The sequence below is a fragment of the Bacteroides zoogleoformans genome (genome assembly GCF_002998435.1).
GTDB lineage: Bacteria > Bacteroidota > Bacteroidia > Bacteroidales > Bacteroidaceae > Bacteroides > Bacteroides zoogleoformans.
Window position 1 is genome coordinate 1,283,794 of record NZ_CP027231.1, and the last position, 20,844, is coordinate 1,304,637.

At 47.5% G+C, this 20,844-nt stretch carries 21 protein-coding genes and 1 tRNA gene; 12 read left to right on the forward strand and 10 right to left on the reverse strand.

Going from position 1 to position 20,844, the window contains the following annotated elements; all coding sequences use genetic code 11:
* Window position 1 precedes the first annotated feature (1 nt).
* The 6 genes from C4H11_RS05415 to cmk form a co-directional block, all read right to left on the reverse strand.
* Complete coding sequence (locus C4H11_RS05415) at window positions 2-1,228, reverse strand: DUF3575 domain-containing protein (protein ID WP_106040773.1); 1,227 nt, start codon at window positions 1,226-1,228, stop codon at window positions 2-4.
* Window positions 1,229-1,711: 483 nt separating this feature from the next.
* Window positions 1,712-2,956 carry a tyrosine-type recombinase/integrase gene (locus C4H11_RS05420; protein ID WP_164996510.1) on the reverse strand — a complete coding sequence of 415 codons (1,245 nt, stop codon included), beginning with the start codon at window positions 2,954-2,956 and terminating at the stop codon, window positions 1,712-1,714.
* A 109-nt stretch (window positions 2,957-3,065) separates the two neighbouring features.
* Window positions 3,066-4,955: an AAA domain-containing protein gene (locus C4H11_RS05425; protein WP_106040775.1), complete on the reverse strand. Its 1,890-nt coding sequence runs from the start codon at window positions 4,953-4,955 to the stop codon at window positions 3,066-3,068.
* Between the two features lie 87 nt (window positions 4,956-5,042).
* Window positions 5,043-6,023 (reverse strand): 6-phosphofructokinase, encoded by a 981-nt coding sequence (gene pfkA / locus C4H11_RS05430; RefSeq protein ID WP_106040776.1) that lies wholly within the window; start codon window positions 6,021-6,023, stop codon window positions 5,043-5,045.
* Between the two features lie 210 nt (window positions 6,024-6,233).
* Window positions 6,234-7,109 carry a 4-hydroxy-3-methylbut-2-enyl diphosphate reductase gene (locus tag C4H11_RS05435; RefSeq protein ID WP_106040777.1) on the reverse strand — a complete coding sequence of 292 codons (876 nt, stop codon included), beginning with the start codon at window positions 7,107-7,109 and terminating at the stop codon, window positions 6,234-6,236.
* A gap of 235 nt (window positions 7,110-7,344) precedes the next feature.
* Window positions 7,345-8,034 (reverse strand): (d)CMP kinase, encoded by a 690-nt coding sequence (cmk, locus tag C4H11_RS05440; protein WP_106040778.1) that lies wholly within the window; start codon window positions 8,032-8,034, stop codon window positions 7,345-7,347.
* Between the two features lie 262 nt (window positions 8,035-8,296).
* On the opposite strand from cmk, the gene C4H11_RS05445 reads away from it, so the two are divergent.
* From C4H11_RS05445 to C4H11_RS05485, 9 genes are all read left to right on the forward strand, one after another.
* Entirely contained in the window at window positions 8,297-8,983 is a 687-nt protein-coding gene (locus tag C4H11_RS05445; protein WP_106040779.1) for an energy transducer TonB, read from the forward strand.
* Window positions 8,984-9,067: 84 nt separating this feature from the next.
* The gene (locus C4H11_RS05450; RefSeq protein ID WP_106040780.1) at window positions 9,068-10,042 is read left to right on the forward strand and encodes a polyprenyl synthetase family protein; all 975 of its coding nucleotides are present in this window, start codon (window positions 9,068-9,070) and stop codon (window positions 10,040-10,042) included.
* Between the two features lie 18 nt (window positions 10,043-10,060).
* Window positions 10,061-10,756 (forward strand): hypothetical protein, encoded by a 696-nt coding sequence (locus C4H11_RS05455; protein ID WP_106040781.1) that lies wholly within the window; start codon window positions 10,061-10,063, stop codon window positions 10,754-10,756.
* Between the two features lie 14 nt (window positions 10,757-10,770).
* Window positions 10,771-11,577, forward strand: a complete 807-nt coding sequence (locus C4H11_RS05460; protein ID WP_106040782.1) for a TatD family hydrolase — start codon at window positions 10,771-10,773, stop codon at window positions 11,575-11,577.
* A gap of 135 nt (window positions 11,578-11,712) precedes the next feature.
* A tRNA-Ser gene (locus tag C4H11_RS05465) sits at window positions 11,713-11,800 on the forward strand.
* Between the two features lie 82 nt (window positions 11,801-11,882).
* Window positions 11,883-12,695, forward strand: coding sequence for a MotA/TolQ/ExbB proton channel family protein (locus C4H11_RS05470; protein WP_106040783.1), 813 nt, complete (start codon window positions 11,883-11,885; stop codon window positions 12,693-12,695).
* Window positions 12,696-12,700: 5 nt separating this feature from the next.
* Window positions 12,701-13,186, forward strand: coding sequence for a hypothetical protein (locus C4H11_RS05475; RefSeq protein WP_106040784.1), 486 nt, complete (start codon window positions 12,701-12,703; stop codon window positions 13,184-13,186).
* A 36-nt stretch (window positions 13,187-13,222) separates the two neighbouring features.
* On the forward strand, window positions 13,223-13,813 hold the full coding sequence (locus C4H11_RS05480; protein WP_106040785.1) for an ExbD/TolR family protein: 591 nt from the start codon (window positions 13,223-13,225) through the stop codon (window positions 13,811-13,813).
* Entirely contained in the window at window positions 13,813-14,277 is a 465-nt protein-coding gene (locus tag C4H11_RS05485; protein WP_106040786.1) for an ExbD/TolR family protein, read from the forward strand. The genes C4H11_RS05480 and C4H11_RS05485 overlap by 1 nt, the downstream gene beginning before the upstream one ends.
* Window positions 14,278-14,469: 192 nt before the next feature.
* On the opposite strand, the gene C4H11_RS05490 is transcribed toward C4H11_RS05485, so the two are convergent.
* Window positions 14,470-15,006 carry a GNAT family N-acetyltransferase gene (locus C4H11_RS05490; protein WP_106040787.1) on the reverse strand — a complete coding sequence of 179 codons (537 nt, stop codon included), beginning with the start codon at window positions 15,004-15,006 and terminating at the stop codon, window positions 14,470-14,472.
* A gap of 21 nt (window positions 15,007-15,027) precedes the next feature.
* A complete protein-coding gene (locus C4H11_RS05495; protein WP_106040788.1) occupies window positions 15,028-16,305 on the reverse strand; it encodes an IgA Peptidase M64 in 1,278 nt (425 codons plus the stop codon).
* A 235-nt stretch (window positions 16,306-16,540) separates the two neighbouring features.
* Here C4H11_RS05495 and C4H11_RS05500 point away from each other — a divergent pair, with 235 nt between their 5' ends.
* Complete coding sequence (locus C4H11_RS05500) at window positions 16,541-17,017, forward strand: Lrp/AsnC family transcriptional regulator (RefSeq protein ID WP_106043158.1); 477 nt, start codon at window positions 16,541-16,543, stop codon at window positions 17,015-17,017.
* Between the two features lie 16 nt (window positions 17,018-17,033).
* Here C4H11_RS05500 and C4H11_RS05505 read toward each other — a convergent pair whose 3' ends face one another.
* A complete protein-coding gene (locus tag C4H11_RS05505) occupies window positions 17,034-17,522 on the reverse strand; it encodes a dihydrofolate reductase (protein ID WP_106040789.1) in 489 nt (162 codons plus the stop codon).
* Between the two features lie 16 nt (window positions 17,523-17,538).
* Entirely contained in the window at window positions 17,539-18,333 is a 795-nt protein-coding gene (locus C4H11_RS05510) for a thymidylate synthase (protein ID WP_106040790.1), read from the reverse strand.
* Between the two features lie 394 nt (window positions 18,334-18,727).
* Between C4H11_RS05510 and C4H11_RS05515 the strand changes: the two genes are divergently transcribed.
* Complete coding sequence (locus tag C4H11_RS05515) at window positions 18,728-19,999, forward strand: AAA family ATPase (RefSeq protein ID WP_106040791.1); 1,272 nt, start codon at window positions 18,728-18,730, stop codon at window positions 19,997-19,999.
* A 10-nt stretch (window positions 20,000-20,009) separates the two neighbouring features.
* The gene (locus C4H11_RS05520; RefSeq protein ID WP_106043160.1) at window positions 20,010-20,750 is read left to right on the forward strand and encodes an RloB family protein; all 741 of its coding nucleotides are present in this window, start codon (window positions 20,010-20,012) and stop codon (window positions 20,748-20,750) included.
* The last annotated feature ends 94 nt before the right edge of the window (window positions 20,751-20,844 follow it).

Below are 20,844 nucleotides of genomic sequence, written 5' to 3' on the forward strand. Positions count from 1 at the left end.
CTTATTTTCCGATTTGTGACCTGCGTTTCCCGTTGTAATTGTCATGTCCCAGCAGCCACACCAGCGACACCTCCGCCTTCGTGGGGCCGAACCACCGCCGCTGCTTCGTGGCCTGCCACAGGTAGCCGCCGCCCTGTGGGATGTACTCGTAGTACTCGCCGCCCAGATAGCCGATGCCGATGCTGAAGTCGAGGTTCAGCCTGCGGCCGATGGGGGCGGAGTAGCCGTAGGACAGGCCGCCCCCGTAGCTCCACCGGTCGCCGAGGTACCCCCTGCCGCCCCACTCGAGGTCGTAGGTAAGCAGCTGCCCGTACACCCCTATGTGGTGCCCCGTCAGCGGCTTGCGGCCGTAGCTCAGCCAGCGGCGCACCTCGAGGTCGCCGCCGTATATGCGGTGGTAGCGGTGGCGGCGGTCGCTCTTCAGCCAGGTGTACATCCAGTTGCCGGCCACCGACCAGCCGCGGCCCAGGTAGAACTCCAGCCCGAGGTTGGGCAGCACCACGGCGTCGTAGAGCAGGTTGGTCTTCAGCGCCATGTAGAAAGGTCTGCATTCGCGGGAGGGAGGAGCCGTCTCCTCCTTTTCGGGCGGGAGGATGTAGACGGTGTCCTTGGCGGCTTCCCGCACCTCCTCCGACTCGTACCACACGTGCAGGGTGGAGGCGCGCAGCTCGGGGAAGAAGCGGCTCTCCATGTAGCGCCAGGCGTAGCCGCTGCCCGTCATGACCAGCCGGCGCTTGCGCCCGTCGGCCACCTTGCCCTCGCGGGTAATCCACTCGGGGGTGTAGCGCAGGATGTCGAGCACCTCGTGGCGGTAGGGCATGTACTCGTCCGCCTGCACGAGCTTTTCCAGCCCCTGCCAGTCCACGCCCTTGGGCACGGTGGAGAGCCACCCGAACTCATGGGGGAAGTAGCCGGAGACCAGCTGCCGGATGGCCTCGGCCCTCCGCTCGGAGAGGCGCCGGTTCAACGCCGTGCTTCCCTCGGGGGAGGCTCCTGCGGTGACCCGCAGGCCCCGTATGCGCCGCGATGGGTCTTGCAGCAGGGTTCTGAAACGCTCGGTGAAGGCGCGTATGCGTGCGCCGTTATCACGGAAATAAGGGTCGAGGCGCGATTCGCCCTGACGGAAATAGACGCGCACGGAGTCCGTGCCCCGGCGCGTGTCGGATTCCTGTCCCCGGGCATGCCCGAGAAAAAGCAGGAGAAAGAGGAGAATAAAGGTTCGTTTCATCACGAAAGATTAAAGGTTTATATCTTCTTTTTCATCTTGAACAGATAACCGTATCGGCTGTCTGTTCTTCCGTCCGGCCGTTCGTTCGGGAACTTGTCATATCCTTATTGGAGGGGCTTCGGGCAGGTGTTCCGGGACGCATACCTCTTGGTAAGAGGAGGGGGAAGGACGGCGTATCGTCGATAGCGGGAGGAAAACGCCCCGCGGCCCACCTCTTGGTAAGAGGTGTGAGGGATGGGAAAAGGCATAAGGGAATTTCCATTGGGGAAAGGGGAGAGGAAGGCGGGATATTCGTTAGGTTCAACCTGTTGCAATGGGAGGGCAGGATATGAGGTTGTAAATATCACGGTACAGCCGTTTGCATAGGACGGGGATGTGGTTTTTCTTAAAAATATTTGTATATATTAAATAAAAGCCTTTTATTTGCAGGCGGTTACGGGAGGCATTACACCTCTTACCAAGAGGTGTGCGGAGGGCCTTTCCTCAAGACGTGAAGACCTCTTTCAGCAACTTGTTGTTGGCCTGTGCCAGCTGTTCGTTGTTTATTTCCCTGATATACGTGAGTGTCGTTTTGGTGTCGGTATGCCCCAGTGCCTTGGAGATGACGGGCAGGTCGATATTCTTCTCGTAGGCGATGCTCGCCCACGAGTGGCGGGCGACGTAGGAGGTGAGGTTCTCCTTGATGCCCGCCCGCCGTGCCAGCTCCTTGAGCGAGCGGTTGTAGCGGTTTAGGGCCGAGGAATAGGACACCTCGACAAGATTGCCGCCTGCCGGCCCGCCTTTATCGCCGTCTTTTCCCTTATCCGTTTCACTGCCCATCCGGTCTTTCGCACCGTCTTTCACCTTATACAATATAGGGAAGAGATAGTCCGTCCCCTCTGTCTTATACTTGTCCAGTATATCGAGCATGCACGGTTCCAGCCTCACCCTGACCTGCTGTCCCGTCTTGCGCCGGCGGTAGGTCAGCACCCCGTCCTTTATCTGCGAACGCTTCAGGTGAGCCAGGTCAACAAAGGGCATGCCCATGGCGTAGAAAGAGAAGAGGAAGAGGTCGGAAGCCCCTGAACCCCACTCCCTTTCCCCCCTCCCTATGGGGGAGGGGCCGGGGGAGAGGCTGTAGGGGCTGTAGGGACTTCGGGGGCTTTTCAGCTTCCTTATCTCTTTCTCCCCTATGCTTCTCTTCACCGTCCGCTCGTTGCCCGTGAACACGCCCTTGAAGGGTTCTTTGTCCTTCACGAGGCGTTTCGTGGCGGCTTTGTTGTAGATGGCACGCAGGGAGCGCATGTAGCAGGAGGAAGTGTTGGGGCACACACCACGGTCGCGCAGCCACCGCTCGTAACTTCGCACACTGTCGGCGTCGAGCGCCGATACGGGCACGTCCGTGCCGCCGCTGAAGCGGATGAAAGAGCGAACGGCCGTGCGGTAGTTCTCTTGGGTGGAGGGGCTTACACCTTCGGCGGCCGCGTGGACGAAACCGGAAAGCCGGGGAGCGACACGCTCTCTCCGCCGTTTCTGCAACTTACATGCTTTCCGTACTTTCTGCTCTTTCTGCTCTTTCCGTTCTTTCCGTACTTTCGCCTCTTCCTCGGGTTTCTCTTCCTCCGGCTTCTCTTCCTTTTTGTCTTTCTCCTTCTCTTCTTTTTTCTTGTCTCTTTTACCGGCGAAGACTGCTCTTGGGAGGCGGCAGAGGTAGTCCGCACTCTTGAAATAAGATAGAATCTTAAGCATCTGTATCATGATTTATAGGGTTAATGAAATCGCGGACAAAGATACAGATTGTGAGGAACGGAGAGAGGGACGCTTCTTTTACTGCCGGGAAGCAGGATTCCATCTCTTCTCAGCCTTTTCTATCGATATATTTCAGCAGCTCTTTGTAAAAGACGTGATGGCTCAGCGTCGTGGCGTCGCCCAGTATCACCAACTTCATTCTGGCACGGGTGATGGCCACGTTCATTCTTCTCAAGTCGTTCAGAAAGCCTATCTGTCCTTCTTCGTTGGCACGAACCAAGCTGATGAAGATGACATCGCGCTCTTGTCCCTGAAAGCCATCTACCGTATGTACGGTGAACAGACTGCGGTAAGGCTTTAAAGAGGCATCCGCCTTTATCTTGTTGCGGAGGTATTGCACTTGTGCTTTGTAGGGGGAGATGATGCCGAAGTCAATCCTTTCTTCCAGAATACGGTTCCCGCCGATCCGGTCGATATAGGTTTTCAGCTGCGACAGAAGCAAATCGGCTTCTGCCTTGTTGATGCGTCCGAACGTCTCTCCCACAAACTCCTCCTTGAAATCCATCCCGGACGTATCAATCCAACCGATAGGGATGTCCCAGTCCAGAATGCCGCGATAGCGGACATCGGGAGCTGCCTCTAATTCATTGTTATAGAACCATTGGGAAGAAAACTTCATGATGTCTTCGTGCATGCGATACTGCACCTTCAATAAAGAGACGGCCGACGGCTTATTGGCCACCACTCTCTCCATCAACGTTCGCTCCAAGCCTCGGCGGGCGGCCTCGTAGCATTTGATGGTAGGCGGCAATTGGCAATGGTCGCCGGCCAGTATCACGCGGTCGGCCTTGCGGATGGCTATCCAGCAGGCGGCTTCGAGTGCTTGGGCGGCTTCGTCGATGAACAGCGTTGCGAAGCGGCGTCCGTTGAGCAGGCGATGATTGCTGCTCACCAAAGTAGATGCAATGACATGAGCGCCATCGAAGAGTTCGGCATTGATTTGTATTTCCAGTGCCGTGGCACGGTCGCGCAGGCGGCTCATACGGTTGCGCACGCCTTCGCGCTCTTCGTAACTGCCCCGGCGGGCACGTCCGCCCAATTCGCGAAGATTCTTCCGGATGCTCCATAATTCGGGATAGAGAGGGTGATTCTCAAAACGTCGTTCGTAGGTGAAAGAGAGCATTTTATCATTCACGCGGGTAGGGTTTCCGATGCGCAGCACGTTGACGCCCCTGTCCACTAATTTCTCCGATATCCAGTCGACGGCCGTGTTGCTTTGGGCGCACACTAATACCTGAGGTTCACGGTGCAACGTTTCATAGATGGCTTCTACAAGTGTAGTCGTTTTTCCGGTGCCCGGAGGACCGTGTACGATGACTGTGTCGCGGGCACACAGCACCTTGTTCACTGCCGTTTCCTGAGTAGCGTTCAGCCACGGGAAGCGCACCGGATAAAGCTCACGGAATCCGGCTTTCGCACTGCCCAGCAGGATATCCCGCAGCTCGGCCAGGCGGTTACCTTTGGCACGAAGTGTGTCTTCCAGTGCCTCGAACATGGTGCGGTAGGATGTTTCGTCGAAATAGAGCTGCACACCGAGGTTATCGGCGGCTTGCACCTCCATGACGGCGACCGGCCCGGGCATGATTGCCACCATGCGCGTTTCGTCGGCATAGCTCACGGTGGCGGTGAAATTCATGTAAGTGATTTTCTCATCGGCCGACCGGCGGAAAAAACAAACGGGGCGACCGAACTCAAAACTATGTTCCATGTCGGTATCCTCGCTACGTGTAATCTCTATAACCAACTGATTCAGCGAGTTGTAGTAACTCCTTCCCGGAGTGGCGGGGTACCAGCAAAGTCCCCGTTTGACTTTCCGGGCCACGCCCATGTTCTCTGTCTGCCGTTTGAATTCCTCCTTTTCGTATTCATATTCCATGCGCAGCAAGCTCTGTTGCCGTTGAAGGTGTATGATAGGACTGTTCGTTTCTTGTTCTTTCATGCCTGCAAAGGAAGTTCTTTCTTCGTCATGTGTCTTTAAGTCGGTAAGCCGCGTGTCTGTGGCGTTTAAGCATTGTCCGGCTCTTTGTCAGATGGACAGTTCCCTCAGCACGTTGACAAGATCTTTTTTTATCGGCTTGTCATTTTTAATGGCTTTGGTGAAAGGGACGTATACTACCTCGTCGTGGTCAATGCCAATCATGACATTGCGTTGTCCTTCCATGATGGCGTCGATGGCGGCCGCTCCCAGACGGCTGGCAAGGATGCGGTCGTGTGCCGTAGGGCTTCCGCCGCGTTGCAGGTGTCCGAGGATGGTGACACGCACGTCATATTGTGGGTATTCGTTCTTTACGCGTTCCGCATAGTGCATGGCGCCGCCTGTCAGCTCGCTTTCGGCCACCAATACGATGCTGCTGTTCTTTGATTTCCTGAATCCGTTCTTGATGAACTCTTCCAATTGGTCCACTTCCGTACTGAATTCGGGGATGATGGCAGCTTCCGCTCCCGAAGCGATGGCGCCGTTCAAGGCAAGGAAGCCGGCGTCGCGTCCCATCACTTCCACAAAGAACAGGCGCTCGTGGGAAGTGGCTGTGTCGCGGATTTTATCAACAGCATCCAGAATCGTGTTCAGTGCCGTGTCATATCCGATGGTGGTATCCGTACCATACAAATCATTGTCGATGGTTCCCGGCAATCCGATGCAAGGCACGTCGAACTCTTGTGCGAAGATGCGGGCGCCGGTCAGGGAGCCGTCTCCGCCAATCACCACCAGCGCGTCTATTCCTTCTCTCTTCATGTTGTCGTATGCTGTTTGCCGACCTTCGGGAGTGGTGAACTCTTTACAGCGTGCCGTCTTCAGGATAGTACCGCCCAGCTGGATGATGTTGCTGACATTCTGGCTTTTGAATTCTTTTATTTCACCTGTCACCAGGCCTTTGTAACCTCTATATATGCCTTTTACCGAAAGTCCGTTGTAGATAGCGGAACGTGTCACGGCGCGGATAGCCGCGTTCATTCCCGGAGCATCACCTCCGGATGTCAAGATTCCAATACACTTAACCATTCCCATAACAATCTTCTTGTTTAGTATTTATTTAGTATTAATAATTGCTGCGCATTTGTGTGCATGCCTGTCTTTTTGATGGGGCAAAGATAATAAAAAGCTGAGGCTGTGACTGATAATTTACATTAATTTGCAGTCTCTGCCGGATGACCGGTGAGCTTTAGTGCCGGTTTGATTTTCCTCGAGAAGAATTCTCAAAGGAATGCCGGACAGAAACTAAACGAGCTCCTGGAATTTCGATTTTATGGCTTCGGAGATTTCCTCCATCAGCCACTTCGGAGTGGAGGTGGCCCCACAGATGCCTACGGAGTGCACTCCCGAGAGCAGTGATTGCTCTATCTCTCCGGCATTAGCTATCAGATGCGAATTAGGATTGACTTTCCTACATTCGCTGAACAGCATCTTGCCGTTGGAACTCTTCTTGTCACTGACAAAAAAAATCAAATCGTGCGAAGCGGCAAAGCGCCGGATGTTGGGTATTCGGTTGGCCACTTGCCGGCAGATGGTGTCGTATGACTCAAATGTGACTTCAGGTGAGATGTGGCCCTCGATATACTTCACAATATCCCGAAATCCGTCCAACGACTTTGTCGTTTGGGAATAAAGACGGATATCTTTGTTGAAGTCCAGTTTTTTTACTTCTGCCGGCTTCTCGATGACGATTGCTTCTCCCGCAGTTTGCCCTACCAGTCCCAAAACTTCGGCGTGTCCGTTTTTCCCATAAATCACAATCTGCTTGTCTTTATTCTCGTCCTGAATATGTTCTTGTTTTATCCTTTTTTGCAGACGGAGTACTACCGGGCAAGTGGCGTCGATGATCTCGATATTGTTTTTCCGGGCAATTTCATACGTCTCGGGTGGCTCTCCGTGGGCACGCAGCAAAACTTTGGCATTACGCAGGTCGTTGAATTCGTCATGATTGATCGTTACCAACCCCATGGCTTTCAGACGCTCCACCTCACGGCTGTTGTGCACGATGTCTCCCAAGCAATACAGGATTCCTCCTTTTGCCAATTCTTCTTCGGCTTTATTTATTGCGGTGACAACTCCGAAACAAAAGCCTGACCCTTCGTCTATCTCTACTTTTGCCATAACTGTTTTTCCTATGTGTTACATTATACTTATGTCGGAACCTTGTCTGCTCCGCATATCCTCCGCATTACCTCCGCATATCCTCCGTATAACCTCCGTATCATCTCCGTATCAACTCCGTATCATCTCCGTATAACCTCCGTATAACCTCCGCATATATAGGTACGGAAGAGATACGGAACAGACAAGGGGTTGGTAGGGAGTTGATACGGTGCAGGTATGATATTTTACTTTATCAGTCTGCTACAACTTGTTTGAAGTGTTGGGTCAGCCATTCTTTCTGTTCGGGGATGCTCATATGGCTGTTGTCCAGTAATAAAGCATCTTCGGCCTTGCGGAGGGGGCTTACCTCACGGTTTTGGTCGATATGATCCCTTTGTTTTACATTTTCCAGAATCTCATCGAAGCGGGCTTCTTCTCCTTTGGCTTTCAGCTCATCGTAGCGACGTTGCGCACGGATTTCGGGAGTAGCCGTCACGAAGATTTTCAGTTCGGCATCCGGAAATACGGTGGTGCCGATGTCCCGTCCATCCATGACAATGCCTTTGGCTTTTCCCATTTCCTGCTGTTGCGCCACCATGGCTTTGCGTACAAAGTCCAGTGTGGCAATGAGACTGACGCGTGATGAGACCTCCATCGTACGTATCTTATTCTCCACGTTTACGCCATTCAGATAAGTGTCCGGCCGGCCGGTCTCCGGATTCAATCGGAAAGAAATATGGATGTCGGCGATTTGCTTTTTCAGCTTTTCCGTGTCTATGCGGTCGTCTTGAAAAATGCCATGCTCTATGCCATATAGCGTAACTGCGCGATACATGGCGCCGCTGTCTATATAGATATAGCCAATTTCGCGGGCAAGGTCTTTGGCCATGGTGCTTTTTCCACAAGACGAAAAGCCGTCTATCGCTATTGTTATCTTTTTCATCGTTTTTTGTCTGTTAAGTTATATAGGATGATACCTGCAAAAAGAAAATCTCAACGGAGCATTAAAAATCCTGCCAAAGATACGGTATTTTTAAAATATCCGGCTACATTTGCGGCATAAAAGCATGTGCAGGCTTTTGAAGGATTAAAAAAATGAAAAAGCAAAGTTCTTTGTGTGAAAAAAGACAACGAGGCATGTGCTTTTATAGGAAAAGTACTATATTTGCCCCAAATGAGAAACACTAATTATATAATAATAGATTATGGAAATTAAGAAATCACCTAAGGCAGACTTGGAGAACAAAAAGTCTACTTGGCTGTTGGTCGGTTATGTAATTGTGCTCGCTTTCATGTTTGTAGCGTTTGAATGGACCAAACGCGACATCAAGATTGACACGAGCCAGGCTATCTCCGACTTAGTATTTGAAGAGGAAATCATTCCTATTACGGAGCAACCGGAACAGGTCACTCCCCCGCCCCCCGAAACTCCTTCCATTGCGGAAACGCTGACTATTGTGGAGAACGAAGCCGATGTTCAAGAAACGGCTATTGTTTCTTCCGAAGAGTTGAATCAGGCTGTGACAATCAAATATGTTCCCGTCACTGTGGAAGAAGAAGAACCTGAAGAACAGACTATTTTTGAGGTGGTAGAGAATATGCCCGAATTTCCGCAAGGTGGCATGGCAGGCTTGATGCAATATCTGAGCAAGAACATTAAATACCCTACCATTGCACAGGAGAACGGAACTCAAGGCCGCGTCACCGTACAGTTTGTGGTTAACAAAGACGGTGGTATCGTTGACGCTAAAGTGCTGAGAGGTGTTGACCCGTATCTGGACAAAGAAGCTGTCCGCGTGATTATGGGTATGCCGAAGTGGAAACCGGGAATGCAACGCGGTAAACCGGTACGTGTGAAATATACGGTACCTGTAACCTTTAGATTGCAGTAATGAAATATTTGAAAAAGAAAAGAGGCTGCCGGTTGCAGCCTCTTTTCTTTACCTCTGTTCCTTAATTTTGTTGAAGAGAAAAGTATGTTTACGGCTTCTGCGCTTTTAGAAAGAATCAATGCCCATATCTCGGCATTGCGGTTCGCCCGTACCCCTCAAGGGTTGTATGCTCCTATCGCTTACGTTTTGTCTATGGGAGGGAAAAGGCTGCGTCCGGTGCTGATGTTGATGGCCTACAATCTGTATCGCGAAGACATAACCCGTATATTGGCTCCGGCCGCGGGTATCGAGGTATATCATAATTATACGCTTTTGCACGACGACTTGATGGACAGAGCCGAGCGTCGTCGCGGAAAGGAGACGGTGCATAGGGTATGGGGCGACAATGCGGCTATCCTTTCGGGGGATACAATGCTTGTGCTGGCTTATCAATTCATGGCTCAATGCCCGGGTGAAAGTCTGAAGGAAGTGATGGAACTTTTCAGCCGAACCGCATTGGAAATCTGTGAAGGGCAACAATTGGACATGGAGTTTGAACACCGTAAGGACGTCACGGAGGAGGAGTATCTGGAGATGATACGCCTGAAGACATCGGTACTGCTGGCTGCAAGTTTAAAGATGGGCGCTCTTTTAGGTGGCGCCTCTGTCGAAGATGCAGAATGTCTTTATGATTTCGGCATGAATCTGGGTGTCGCTTTTCAATTGAAAGATGATTTTCTGGATGTTTATGGTGATGCCGCTGTTTTCGGGAAAAATATCGGAGGTGATATCTTGTGCAACAAGAAGACCTATATGCTGATAAAAGCGTTTGAACATGCCGATGATGGGCAGCTTTGCCAACTGAATGCGTGGGTGGATGCCGTTTCATTCGCCCCCGCGGAGAAAATAGAGGCTGTCACCGGTTTGTATAACAAGATTGGCGTCAGGAAGCTCTGTGAACAAAAAATGGAGGAATACTGTGGACGTGCCATGAAGAGCCTTGCTGCCGTGAAAGTGGAGGATGAAAAGAAAAAGGAACTCGAACTGCTGATGACTGAACTGATGCATAGGGAAGTATAGCGATAAACCGGGATAAGCATGCCATATAGAAGATTGCCGAATACAGATCAAGCGAGGATACGGGCGCTGAAAGCAGTGGTCGTCAAGGGAGAGGTGTGCAACGTCTATGATTTGGCTGTATCTTTGAAAAGCCTCGCCGAGGCTCGCAATTTCCTTACCAAGTTCGAGGCGGCGCAAGCCTATTACATGGAGTGCTTTGAACGTCAGGCGCACGCCGGGCGTAAGCATCTGGCGAATGTGAAGACCGCCCGTCTGTATCTTTCCCATTTCATTCAGGTTTTGCATCTGGCTGTCATACGTTCGGAGGTGCGTACGGCACATTTGGCATACTATGGCTTGGAGGACAGTAAAAATAATGTGCCGGATTTGTCTACAGAGTCGGCGTTGGTGGAATGGGGACGTAAAATAGTGGATGGGGAGACCCGGCGTCTATCTCAAGGCGGCATACCTATTTACAATCCTACAATAGCCAAAGTCAAAGTGCATTATGACATTTTCGCGGATAGCTATGAAAAACAACGGAATTATCAATCTTTGACGGCGCGAAGCCTGGAAACTTTAGCTTCGATGCGCGCAGAGGCGGACGAACTGATTTTGGATATTTGGAACCAGGTTGAGGCAAAGTTTGGAGAGGTGTCTCCCAATGAAGCGCGACTGGATTTGTGCCGCGATTACGGACTTGTGTATTATTACCGTTCCGGAGAGAAACGTTAAAAACGAACCGAAGAATGAAACTGGTAGATTCGCACTCCCACCTCTTTTTGGAAGAATTCAAGGATGACTTGCCGCAGGTGATAGCCCGTGCCCGTGCTGCGGGGGTTACGCATGTTTTTATGCCCAATATTGACAGCACGACCATCGAGCCTATGCTTCGTGTGTGCAAAGCCTACAAGGGATACTGTTATCCGATGATAGGTTTGCATCCTACTTCTGTGAATGCGGATTATGCTCAGGAATTAGAGGTGGTGGCCCGGGAGCTGGAATCATCGGACGAGTATGTGGCGATTGGAGAAATCGGCATGGATTTATATTGGGACAAGACCTTCCTGAAAGAACAGGAAGTGGCACTGAATAAGCAGATTGAATGGGCTTTGCAATATGATTTGCCGGTAGTGATTCATTGTCGTGAGGCATTTGACCTTATATATAATGTGTTGAAGCCTTATAGGAGTACTGCCCTCAAAGGCATTTTTCATAGCTTCACGGGCACATTGGAGGAGGCTTGCCGGATAATGGAGTTTCCCGGCTTTATGATTGGCATCAACGGGGTGGTCACTTTTAAAAAATCTACTTTGCCCGAAGTATTGAAAGGAATTCCGCCGGAACGCATTGTACTGGAGACGGATGCTCCCTATCTGACCCCGATGCCCAATCGAGGCAAGAGGAATGAAAGCGCTTACCTGAGAGATACGTTGATGAAGGTGGCCCAGGTGTACGATTGCTCTCCGGAAAAGCTGGCACAGCTTACTTCCGATGCCGCATTTAAGATATTCGGAATGCTCGAATCACCGCATGAAGATTTTAAAGTTTATTAATTTTGATATTTTATTCAATATAAAACGAAGAGAATAGGGTGGAACAACAAAAAAAAGGATACATTTGTAGCTGAAATCACTTGCGGTTCGCAATTTTTTTGTAATTTGCACCCGTTTTCCAAAAAGACGTTACGAGGAGAGATGCTCGAGTGGTTGAAGAGGCACGCCTGGAAAGCGTGTATACCCCTAAAGGGTATCCGGGGTTCGAATCCCCGTCTCTCCGCGATTGGAAACGGATATAAGTTGAAAAACAATAAATGTATAACAAATAAACAAATTAATTAATCTTAAAAATTAGACACACAATGAAAAAGTTATTTGCAATTGTTGCTGTGATGGGAGTCTTAACATTTGGCTCAACTCAACTTGCTCAGGCTCAAGATGCTCCTGCTGCTGAACAAACGGAACAAGCTGAAGCTGCTGTAGCATCCGCTGCTGACGAAGCTGCTGCTCCTGCCGGCGTTGAAGCTGAAGAAGGAGGTATTCACAAAGAACTTAAAACAAAGTTTATTGAAGGTACTGCTTCTTTCATGAGTTTGGTTGCCATCGCATTAGTTATCGGTCTTGCTTTCTGCATTGAACGTATCATTTACTTGAGCTTGGCTGAAATCAACACTAAGAAATTTATGGCTGCTGTTGAGGCCGCTTTGGAAAAAGGTGACGTTGAAGCCGCTAAAGACATTGCACGCAACACAAGAGGTCCCATTGCCTCTATCTACTATCAAGGCCTGATGAGAATCGATCAAGGCATTGACGTGGTGGAGAAATCTGTAGTATCTTACGGTGGCGTACAAGCCGGTTATCTGGAAAAAGGTTGCTCTTGGATCACATTGTTCATTGCCATGGCTCCGTCTTTGGGATTCTTGGGTACTGTAATCGGTATGGTTCAGGCATTTGATAAAATCCAACAAGTAGGTGATATCTCTCCGACGGTTGTGGCAGGTGGTATGAAGGTTGCCTTGATCACTACTATCTTCGGTTTGATCGTTGCTTTGATTCTGCAGGTGTTCTATAACTACATCCTGTCTAAGATTGAAGCTCTGACAAGTGAAATGGAAGATTCTTCCATCTCTCTGTTGGATATGGTTATCAAATATGACTTGAAATACAAAAAATAATAAAGATGGCTAAGTTATCATATAAAGTATCATATTACGTACTCTACGCCATGTTTGCCGCCATTTTGGCGGTATTGGGCTTGTTCTACTTCGGTGGAGACGCTCAGGGCGATGCAGTATTGATGAATGTTGACGCAGAAATGTGGCAACCGGCTCAGACAGACAGCTTGATCTTCTTGATGTACGGTTTGCTCTTTTTGGCTGTGATTGCTACGGTGGTTGCTTTCTTGTTCCAATTCGGTTCGGCCTTGAAAGATAACCCGGGAAAAGCATTGAAGTCTTTGATTGGTGTAATAATATTAGCTGCTGTGGTAGTTGTGGCTTGGGCTATGGGTAGTGATCAACCGCTCAATATTCCGGGTTATGATGGTGCAGATAATGTTCCTTTCTGGTTGAAGATTACTGATATGTTCCTTTACTCTATCTACATATTGTTTGGTGCAACAGTGCTTGCTATCATCTGTAGTAGTATTAAGAAGAAATTATCATAACTGATTGGGGGAATCCCGATTTAAAGAGTAATTACAATGGCAAAAGGAAAAAGAAAAGTACCTGATATTAACTCCAGTTCTACAGCGGATATTGCATTCCTGTTGCTCATCTTCTTCTTGATTACAACTTCTATGGATACTGACCGCGGTTTGGCAAGACGTTTGCCTCCTCCGCCGGAGAAAGATCAGAAAATAGATGATGTGAAGAAGAAAGAACGTAACGTATTGCAAGTCTTCCTGAATATGAACGACCAGTTGATGTGTGGTAATGAATATATCGGAGTAGACCAATTGCGTGCAAAAGCGAAAGAATTTATCGCCAATCCGTATAATGATGAAGCAAAACCGGAAAAGATAGCAAAGAATGTTCCTTTCTTCGGTACTGTTCAAGTGACGGATGGACATGTGATTTCTTTGCGTTGTGACCGTGGCTCTTCATATAAGGCATATTTGGCCGTGCAGAATGAGTTGGTGGCAGCTTATAATGAGTTGCGTGACGAATTGGCTCAGGAAAAATGGCAGAAGAGATATGCGGATTTGGATGCGGAGCAGCAAGACGCAATTCGTGAAATTTATTCTCAGAAAATCTCTGAGGCAGAACCTAAAAAGTACGGAGAAAAGAAGTAATGGGAAAATTTAATAAGACTGGTAAACGTGAGATGCCGGCGTTGAACACTTCTTCTCTGCCTGACCTTATCTTCACCTTGTTGTTCTTCTTCATGATTGTAACAACCATGCGTGAGGTAACATTAAAGGTTGAGTTTAAGGTTCCGCAAGCCACAGAATTGGAGAAACTTGAAAAGAAATCTTTGGTTACGTTTATCTATGTAGGAAAACCTACTGCCGAGTTTCGTAAGAAATTAGGTAATGAGAGCCGTATTCAATTGAACGACAGCTATGCGGAAGTTGCTGAAATTCAGGATTACATTATTGGTGAACGTGCCAGTATGAAAGAAGAAGATCAGCCGCAGATGACCGTGTCATTGAAAGTGGACCAAGATACCAAGATGGGTATCGTGACCGATATCAAAGAGGCTCTTCGTAAAGCTTATGCGTTAAAGATTAACTATTCTGCGCAACCGCGTCAGTAAGTAGTCGATTAGGATTATAGAATAAAAGTCGCTTGGGGAGATACCAAGCGACTTTTGTTCTATATGAGCACTGTGAATTTCATCGGGGTGTCCTGAAAAAGTCATTGTGAGGGAGGCTTCTTTTCGGGCCGCTTTCTTTGAAATGTGGCCGGTTCTTTCTTCTGCTGTGGACTGACGGTTCGTAGCGTGTGGCTATGGACTGATGTTGTAGACATTGCGGTGGATGTCCTCCTTTACGATATCGAAGAACTCGTTGCATTGCATATCTCCATATACCATGAGCCGCATGGGGAGATAGCCGTCTCCTGCCCTGTAGGGCGGTTGCTGATAAGGCTTCTCCCATAAGGCAAAGCCGTTGCGTTGGTAAAAACGGATGCGGCGTTGCGCCATTTCTCCCTCCGGCATTTCTGCTTCCAGCACGATGGGACGTTCTAACTGTCGGCATAAGTGCTTCAACACATTTTTGCCATGTCCTTCGTTGCGGTGTTCAGGCGAGATGGCAAAATGTTCCACATAATAGAACTGTCCGAAATCCCAATATGTAATGAAGCCTATCGGTTCGCTATCTTGAAAGATTATGTTGCTGTGAAACGCAGGCTGAGTGTCTGTGTTCTTGCGCTGTTCCTCAGGTTCCCTATACTCCTCCGGAGGAAAGGAAGCAATCATAAGTCTTTCCGCGTAGTGATACAAATTCGCATCGGCTGTTGTAATGCGCTGAAGTCTTATCATTGTTGGGTTTTGATTGCTTTCTTATTCCGTATAGAATTTGATGATACGCCGGATGTTTCGCTGGCAAACCGGACAGAACTCAGGATATTCGTTGGTGCGCATGCGGCAGTTGTCCGCCGGTCGATAAATTCCTTTGGAGGAGTATCCACCTCCTTCATATACGCCTACGGGGAATTTTTTACTGTCGGCGACGGGAGTAGGAATAGGTGTTCCTTTCGCCAGCATGTCTTGCCATTTGGACGCAAAGTCGGTCTGTGTGGTGATATTCTGTTCCCATGGCTCTATGTCCAGCGGATAGGTGTCTGTCATCACGTCGTTGTCGTAGAAATATTCATCAGCGAGTCCGCCGAAGCTGTGACCGAACTCGTGTACTACAACAGGGCGGAACAAGGGATGATGGGATGTTGTCAATGTATAAGAGTTGTAGATGCCGCCCCCGCCATATTCGTTCGTATTGGCCAGAATGATGATATGCTCGTAAGGGATTCCCGCCAGAGCGTCGTGTATGGATTTGACGCGCGAGGTTGTCAGGTATCTGTCAGAGTAGAATGTACTGAAATGTGAACCGAATGCCGTTCTTTTCCACTCTCCGAGGCGGGGTACACTCACTCCGCTGTCTTCCGACGGGCTGTCCACTGCCACAACATTGAAATGCTTTTTCATGGATTGAAAAGGTTCGTGAGAGAACAGGGCCTCGAGGGCTATGGTCGCATCCTGATGGAATAGCGTCATTTCATCGGGCGTATATCCTTCTGCAAGAATGGCAATGTCTATACATTCGTCAGGCTTGCCGTTTTGGAGCAAATAGGAATGCGGCGTGACGTGAGCTGTTCCCTTCTGATGTATCAGGACATCGTCAGGATTGACCAGGTGCTTCAAGCGGGTACGGATATTCTTGCGCGGGTCGAGGATTTTTATTTCTATCTCGGCCGGGCGCAGAGGGTAAGGAAGGAGAAATGTGTTTTCAAAGCCTTTACTTACGCTTTGCGCTTCGTCTGTCTCCAGCCATTCCTGGAAGAGTGAAGAAAACGAGGTTCTATAAATGATGTTGCCGCCGGCCACATCACGCATCACGATTTGTCCGTTTCCTTGTAACGGAAGTTCGGCCAAATGATGCTTTCTTCCCGCCCATCCGGGCAAGGAGGATAATTCATCCAGACAGATTTCTTGTTTTGCCGCATTTCCTGTAAAAAGATAGTCGACACGCAGAGATTTGTCAGCAAAGTAATCGGCAAAATTTTGGGCACGCATGGTCGCTACAGCAACCAGACATACTAAAAACACAATGTATTTTTTCATGACTATCAGTAATTGGTTCTGCCACAAAGATATATTTTTTTAAGTTTATCTGCAATCATTTATTCGAGAGAGGTGACTTTTTTGCACCTGTTTGGTGCTTTGTTGCCGAAAAAAAACGTTTTTTTGCAAGATAAAGTTATAAATCACATCTTTAATGGCAAAAAAATAATTAACTTTGCGTCTCTGCCTTTATACATACAAGGCTTTTAAATTATTAATCATTATAGAACTTAATATGGGACATCATCAATTGGATACTTTGGATGAGCAGATATTGAAGCTTATTGCCGACAATGCGCGTATTCCTTTTCTTGAAGTGGCCAGAGCTTGCAATGTGTCGGGAGCAGCCATTCATCAGCGCATTCAGAAACTTACTAACATGGGGATATTGAAAGGCTCTGAATATGTCATCGACCCTGAAAAAATAGGTTATGAGACTTGCGCTTATATCGGGCTCTTCTTGCAGGATCCCGCTTCTTTTGATGCGGTGGCGAATGCTTTGGAGACTATTCCCGAAGTTGTGGAATGCCATTTCACGACGGGTAAGTATGATATGTTTATAAAGCTTTATGCCCGCAACAACCATCATTTGCTAAGCATTATACATGAGAAATTACAGCCCTTGGGATTGGCGCGTACTGAAACCTTGATTTCATTCCACGAAGCCATCAAGCGCCAGATGCCGATAGAGATAGAAGAAGGAAAAGATTGAGAAACCGCTTGGGGTTCTATCGGCGGCTATAATCGACAAAAGCATAAGGGTAGGGATGCTTCTCATCGGCAGGGTGAGATTCCCTACTTTTTTCTTGCCATACCTTCATGTCTATTGCCGGGAAGTAGGCGTCAACCAGAGGGGCTGCCGCATCCACTTCGGTCAGGCAGAGCATATCGGCCAAGGGAAGTGCTTGATGATATACGCTTGAACCGCCGATGATGTAAACCTGTTCGTCGGGGCGGCAGCTATTCAGTGCATCTTCCAATGAAAAGAACACTTCCGCTCCGGCATAAGTTGCATCCCGGCGTGAAGTGAGAACCACGTTACGACGATTGGGCAAAGCGCCTTTCGGCAGAGACTCGAATGTCTTTCTGCCCATGATGATGGTGTTGCCGGTAGTGAGGGCCTTGAAACGTTTCAAATCATTGGGAAGCCAGAACAGAAGCTTGTTCCGGTAACCGATGCCCATGCGGCGGTCGATAGCTGCGATGATACTTATCATAATACTGTTGAATCTGTTATATGGCTACTTTTCCTGCAATATGCGGGTGGGGGTTGTAATTGACCAGTTCGAAGTCTTCGAACCGGAAGTCGAAGATGCTTTTTACATCCGGATTGATGTTCATTTGCGGCAAGTCACGCGGTTCGCGTGTCAGTTGGAGTTTTACTTGTTCCAGATGGTTGAGATAGATATGGGCGTCTCCCAATGTATGGATGAAATCACCGGCTTTCAATCCGGTGACTTGTGCCATCATCTGTAAGAGCAAGGCGTAAGAAGCAATGTTGAAAGGCACGCCTAAAAAGATATCCGCACTGCGTTGGTATAGTTGCAGGCTTAACTTCCCGTCGGCAACGTAGAATTGAAAGAATGCGTGACATGGGGGCAGGTTCATATTGTCCAAATCGCCTACATTCCATGCGCTGACGATGATTCGGCGCGAGTCGGGATTGTGCTTGATGGTGTTTACAGCCTCACTGATCTGGTCGATGAAGCCCCCCTTATAATTGGGCCACGACCGCCATTGATAGCCGTAAATATGTCCCAGGTCACCGTTCTCGTCTGCCCACTCGTTCCAGATGCGTACACCGTTGTCTTGTAGATATTTCACGTTGGTATCTCCTTGCAGAAACCACAGTAGTTCGTGTATGATGGATTTCAGATGTAGCTTTTTGGTGGTCAGGCATGGAAATCCTTCCTCCAGATTGAAGCGCATTTGATGTCCGAATATGCTGATGGTACCGGTGCCGGTGCGGTCGTCTTTTTCCACACCTTCGGCCAGTACACGATTGAGCAGGTCTAAATATTGTTTCATTGAGAGATTGCCTTTGGATTTATGATTGCAAAGTTAGTGTTTTTAAAGAATCTACCAATCAATAGGTTTAGTTTGTTTGTTGTATATCTCTTCAAGTTCTAAACTAAACCACTTTTACCCTAACAAAGACAAGCTTTGGCTGCATAGTTCATGATTTTTTCTTTTCGCCAGCCCCAATACTACTTTTTAATCGTTTTTGCTCTATTTCAATGCGGATTAAAATAGAGCAAAATTCATTGTTGTTGATAGGTAAGAAAGAATAGAAACTTTATTATTACCTTTCCTCTAAAGAAAAAAATGATTTCTTTATTATGCCGGTGTAAAAAGCTCATGCTTTTTATGTACTTTTGTATCTGAAATATTATTCTAAATAAGGATTTTAAGGTTAAATCATATGATACTTGAATTTACAGTAGAGAATTACAGGTCGTTCTATGGAAAGAAGACTTTGGTATTAGAAGCTGATAAGGCACTGAAAGAATGCTCGGATACTAATCTATTTTCCTGTAACAAGCATATTTTGCTCCGTACACTTGCGTTATATGGACCAAATTCTAGTGGAAAGTCGAATCTTGTTAGTGCGATGCTCACGATGGCAAGGTGCATATTGTTGTCTGTGAAGTTAAATGACAATGAAGAATTGGAGTATGATCCGTTTCTTCTTTTAAAAGACAATGAGCGACCTACTATGTTTGAGGTGATATTCCTCAAAGGTGAATATTGCTACAGATATGGATTCCGGTATAACTTTGAACGTATAGTTGATGAGTGGCTGTTGCGTAAAAGCACACCTCGTTCTAAAGAACAGATGATGTTCGTCAGAAATGAGGAAGGAATTTGCGTAGAGGAGAATAATTTTCCGGAAGGAGTAGGGTATGAAGAAAAGACCAATGATAATCGATTGTTTTTGTCATTGTGCCAACAATTGGGCGGAGAAATATCTCGACAGGTTATCTCTTGGTTTCAGTCGGATTTTAACGTGATCTCCGGGTTGAACAATCAGCAGTATAGATCATATTCAAAGCTTTTCTTCCATAAAAAAGAACAATCCAGTGCAGAAGCACTTAAATTCTTTCAGAAACTGAGACTTGGATTTAATAGCATTCTTACTCATGAAGAAGATCCAAATGTGGCAATGGATTTACCGACTGAGTTGAGAGCTATTTTCCAAAAAGAAATGCAAGGAAAGAAAAGCATTGAATTGGATTCCGTACATAACATCTACTCGGATAGAGGGAAGGTCGTGGGCTCAGTTAATTTTTCGTTTGAGGAGAGGGAGTCGTCCGGTACAAACAAATTGTTTGACCTTTCCGGTCCTATCTTTGAAACCTTGTATACTGGTGCCGTACTTGTTATTGACGAATTAGATGCAAAGATGCACCCTTTGATTTCTCAGTATATTATTGAGTTATTCAATAATCCTGAAACAAATCCTAAGAACGCTCAACTGATTTTTACTACTCACGACACACACTTGCTGTCACAGAAAATTCTTCGTCGCGACCAGATTTGGTTTACAGAGAAGGACTCGAAGGAGCAGACGGACTTGTATAGTCTGATGGACATAGTTCTTCCTGATGGTACAAAGCCTCGCAACGATGCCAACTACGAGAGAAACTATATTGCCGGACGATATGGTGCTATTCCTTATATCCTTAACGATTAATTTTAAGGCTATGACAGCAAAGAAAATAAAGATTGATAATGTTTCCTTGAAATTCAAGAGACAGTCACAGAGACGTAAGCAAAAGTTTATACGTTGTTCTATATTAATTGTATGTGAAGGGACTAAGACTGAACCCAACTATTTTGAGGCATTTGCTGAAAAACAGCAAGGAGTGATTGTTTACGATATCGAAGTCAAAGGGCTTGGTCGTGGGACAAAGGGTGTTGTAGAGAAAGCAATTGAACTGAAAAATAAGAACAATTACGATCGGGTATGGGCTGTGTTTGATAAAGACGAATTTCCTGCTAAAGATTTCAATGAGGCAATTTTAATGGGGCAAAATAATGGCATTGAGATAGCTTGGAGCAATGAAGCATTCGAGTTGTGGTATTTATATCATTTCCAAAATGTGACAACAGGTGTTTCAAGAAAGCATTATGAAGAGAAGATTTCTGCGGCTGTGAATGCTTCCCCAAAATACCAGTCAAAGAAGAAATATCTATACACAAAGAAAGATCCTAGCAACTACGACATCATGACTACCTATGGTTCTATGGATTCGGCGATGCAGTTCGCAGAAGCCAAGCATCTTGAATACACAGATGCTCGTTACGCAAATCAGAATCCATGCACGACGGTTTATCGACTTGTGAGACAATTGTTAGGTAAGGATGAGGTCTTGAATGTAGAGATCATGTCATCGGTTGAAAATAGTAAGGAATCGTCGCCAAAACAGTATTATGATAGATAAATTACCAAGATAAGCGAATAGCCTATGCTCATTGCCAAAGCTTATACCATTTTCATAATGTCAAAATGAAAAGCATAAGAATCATACGTGTAAT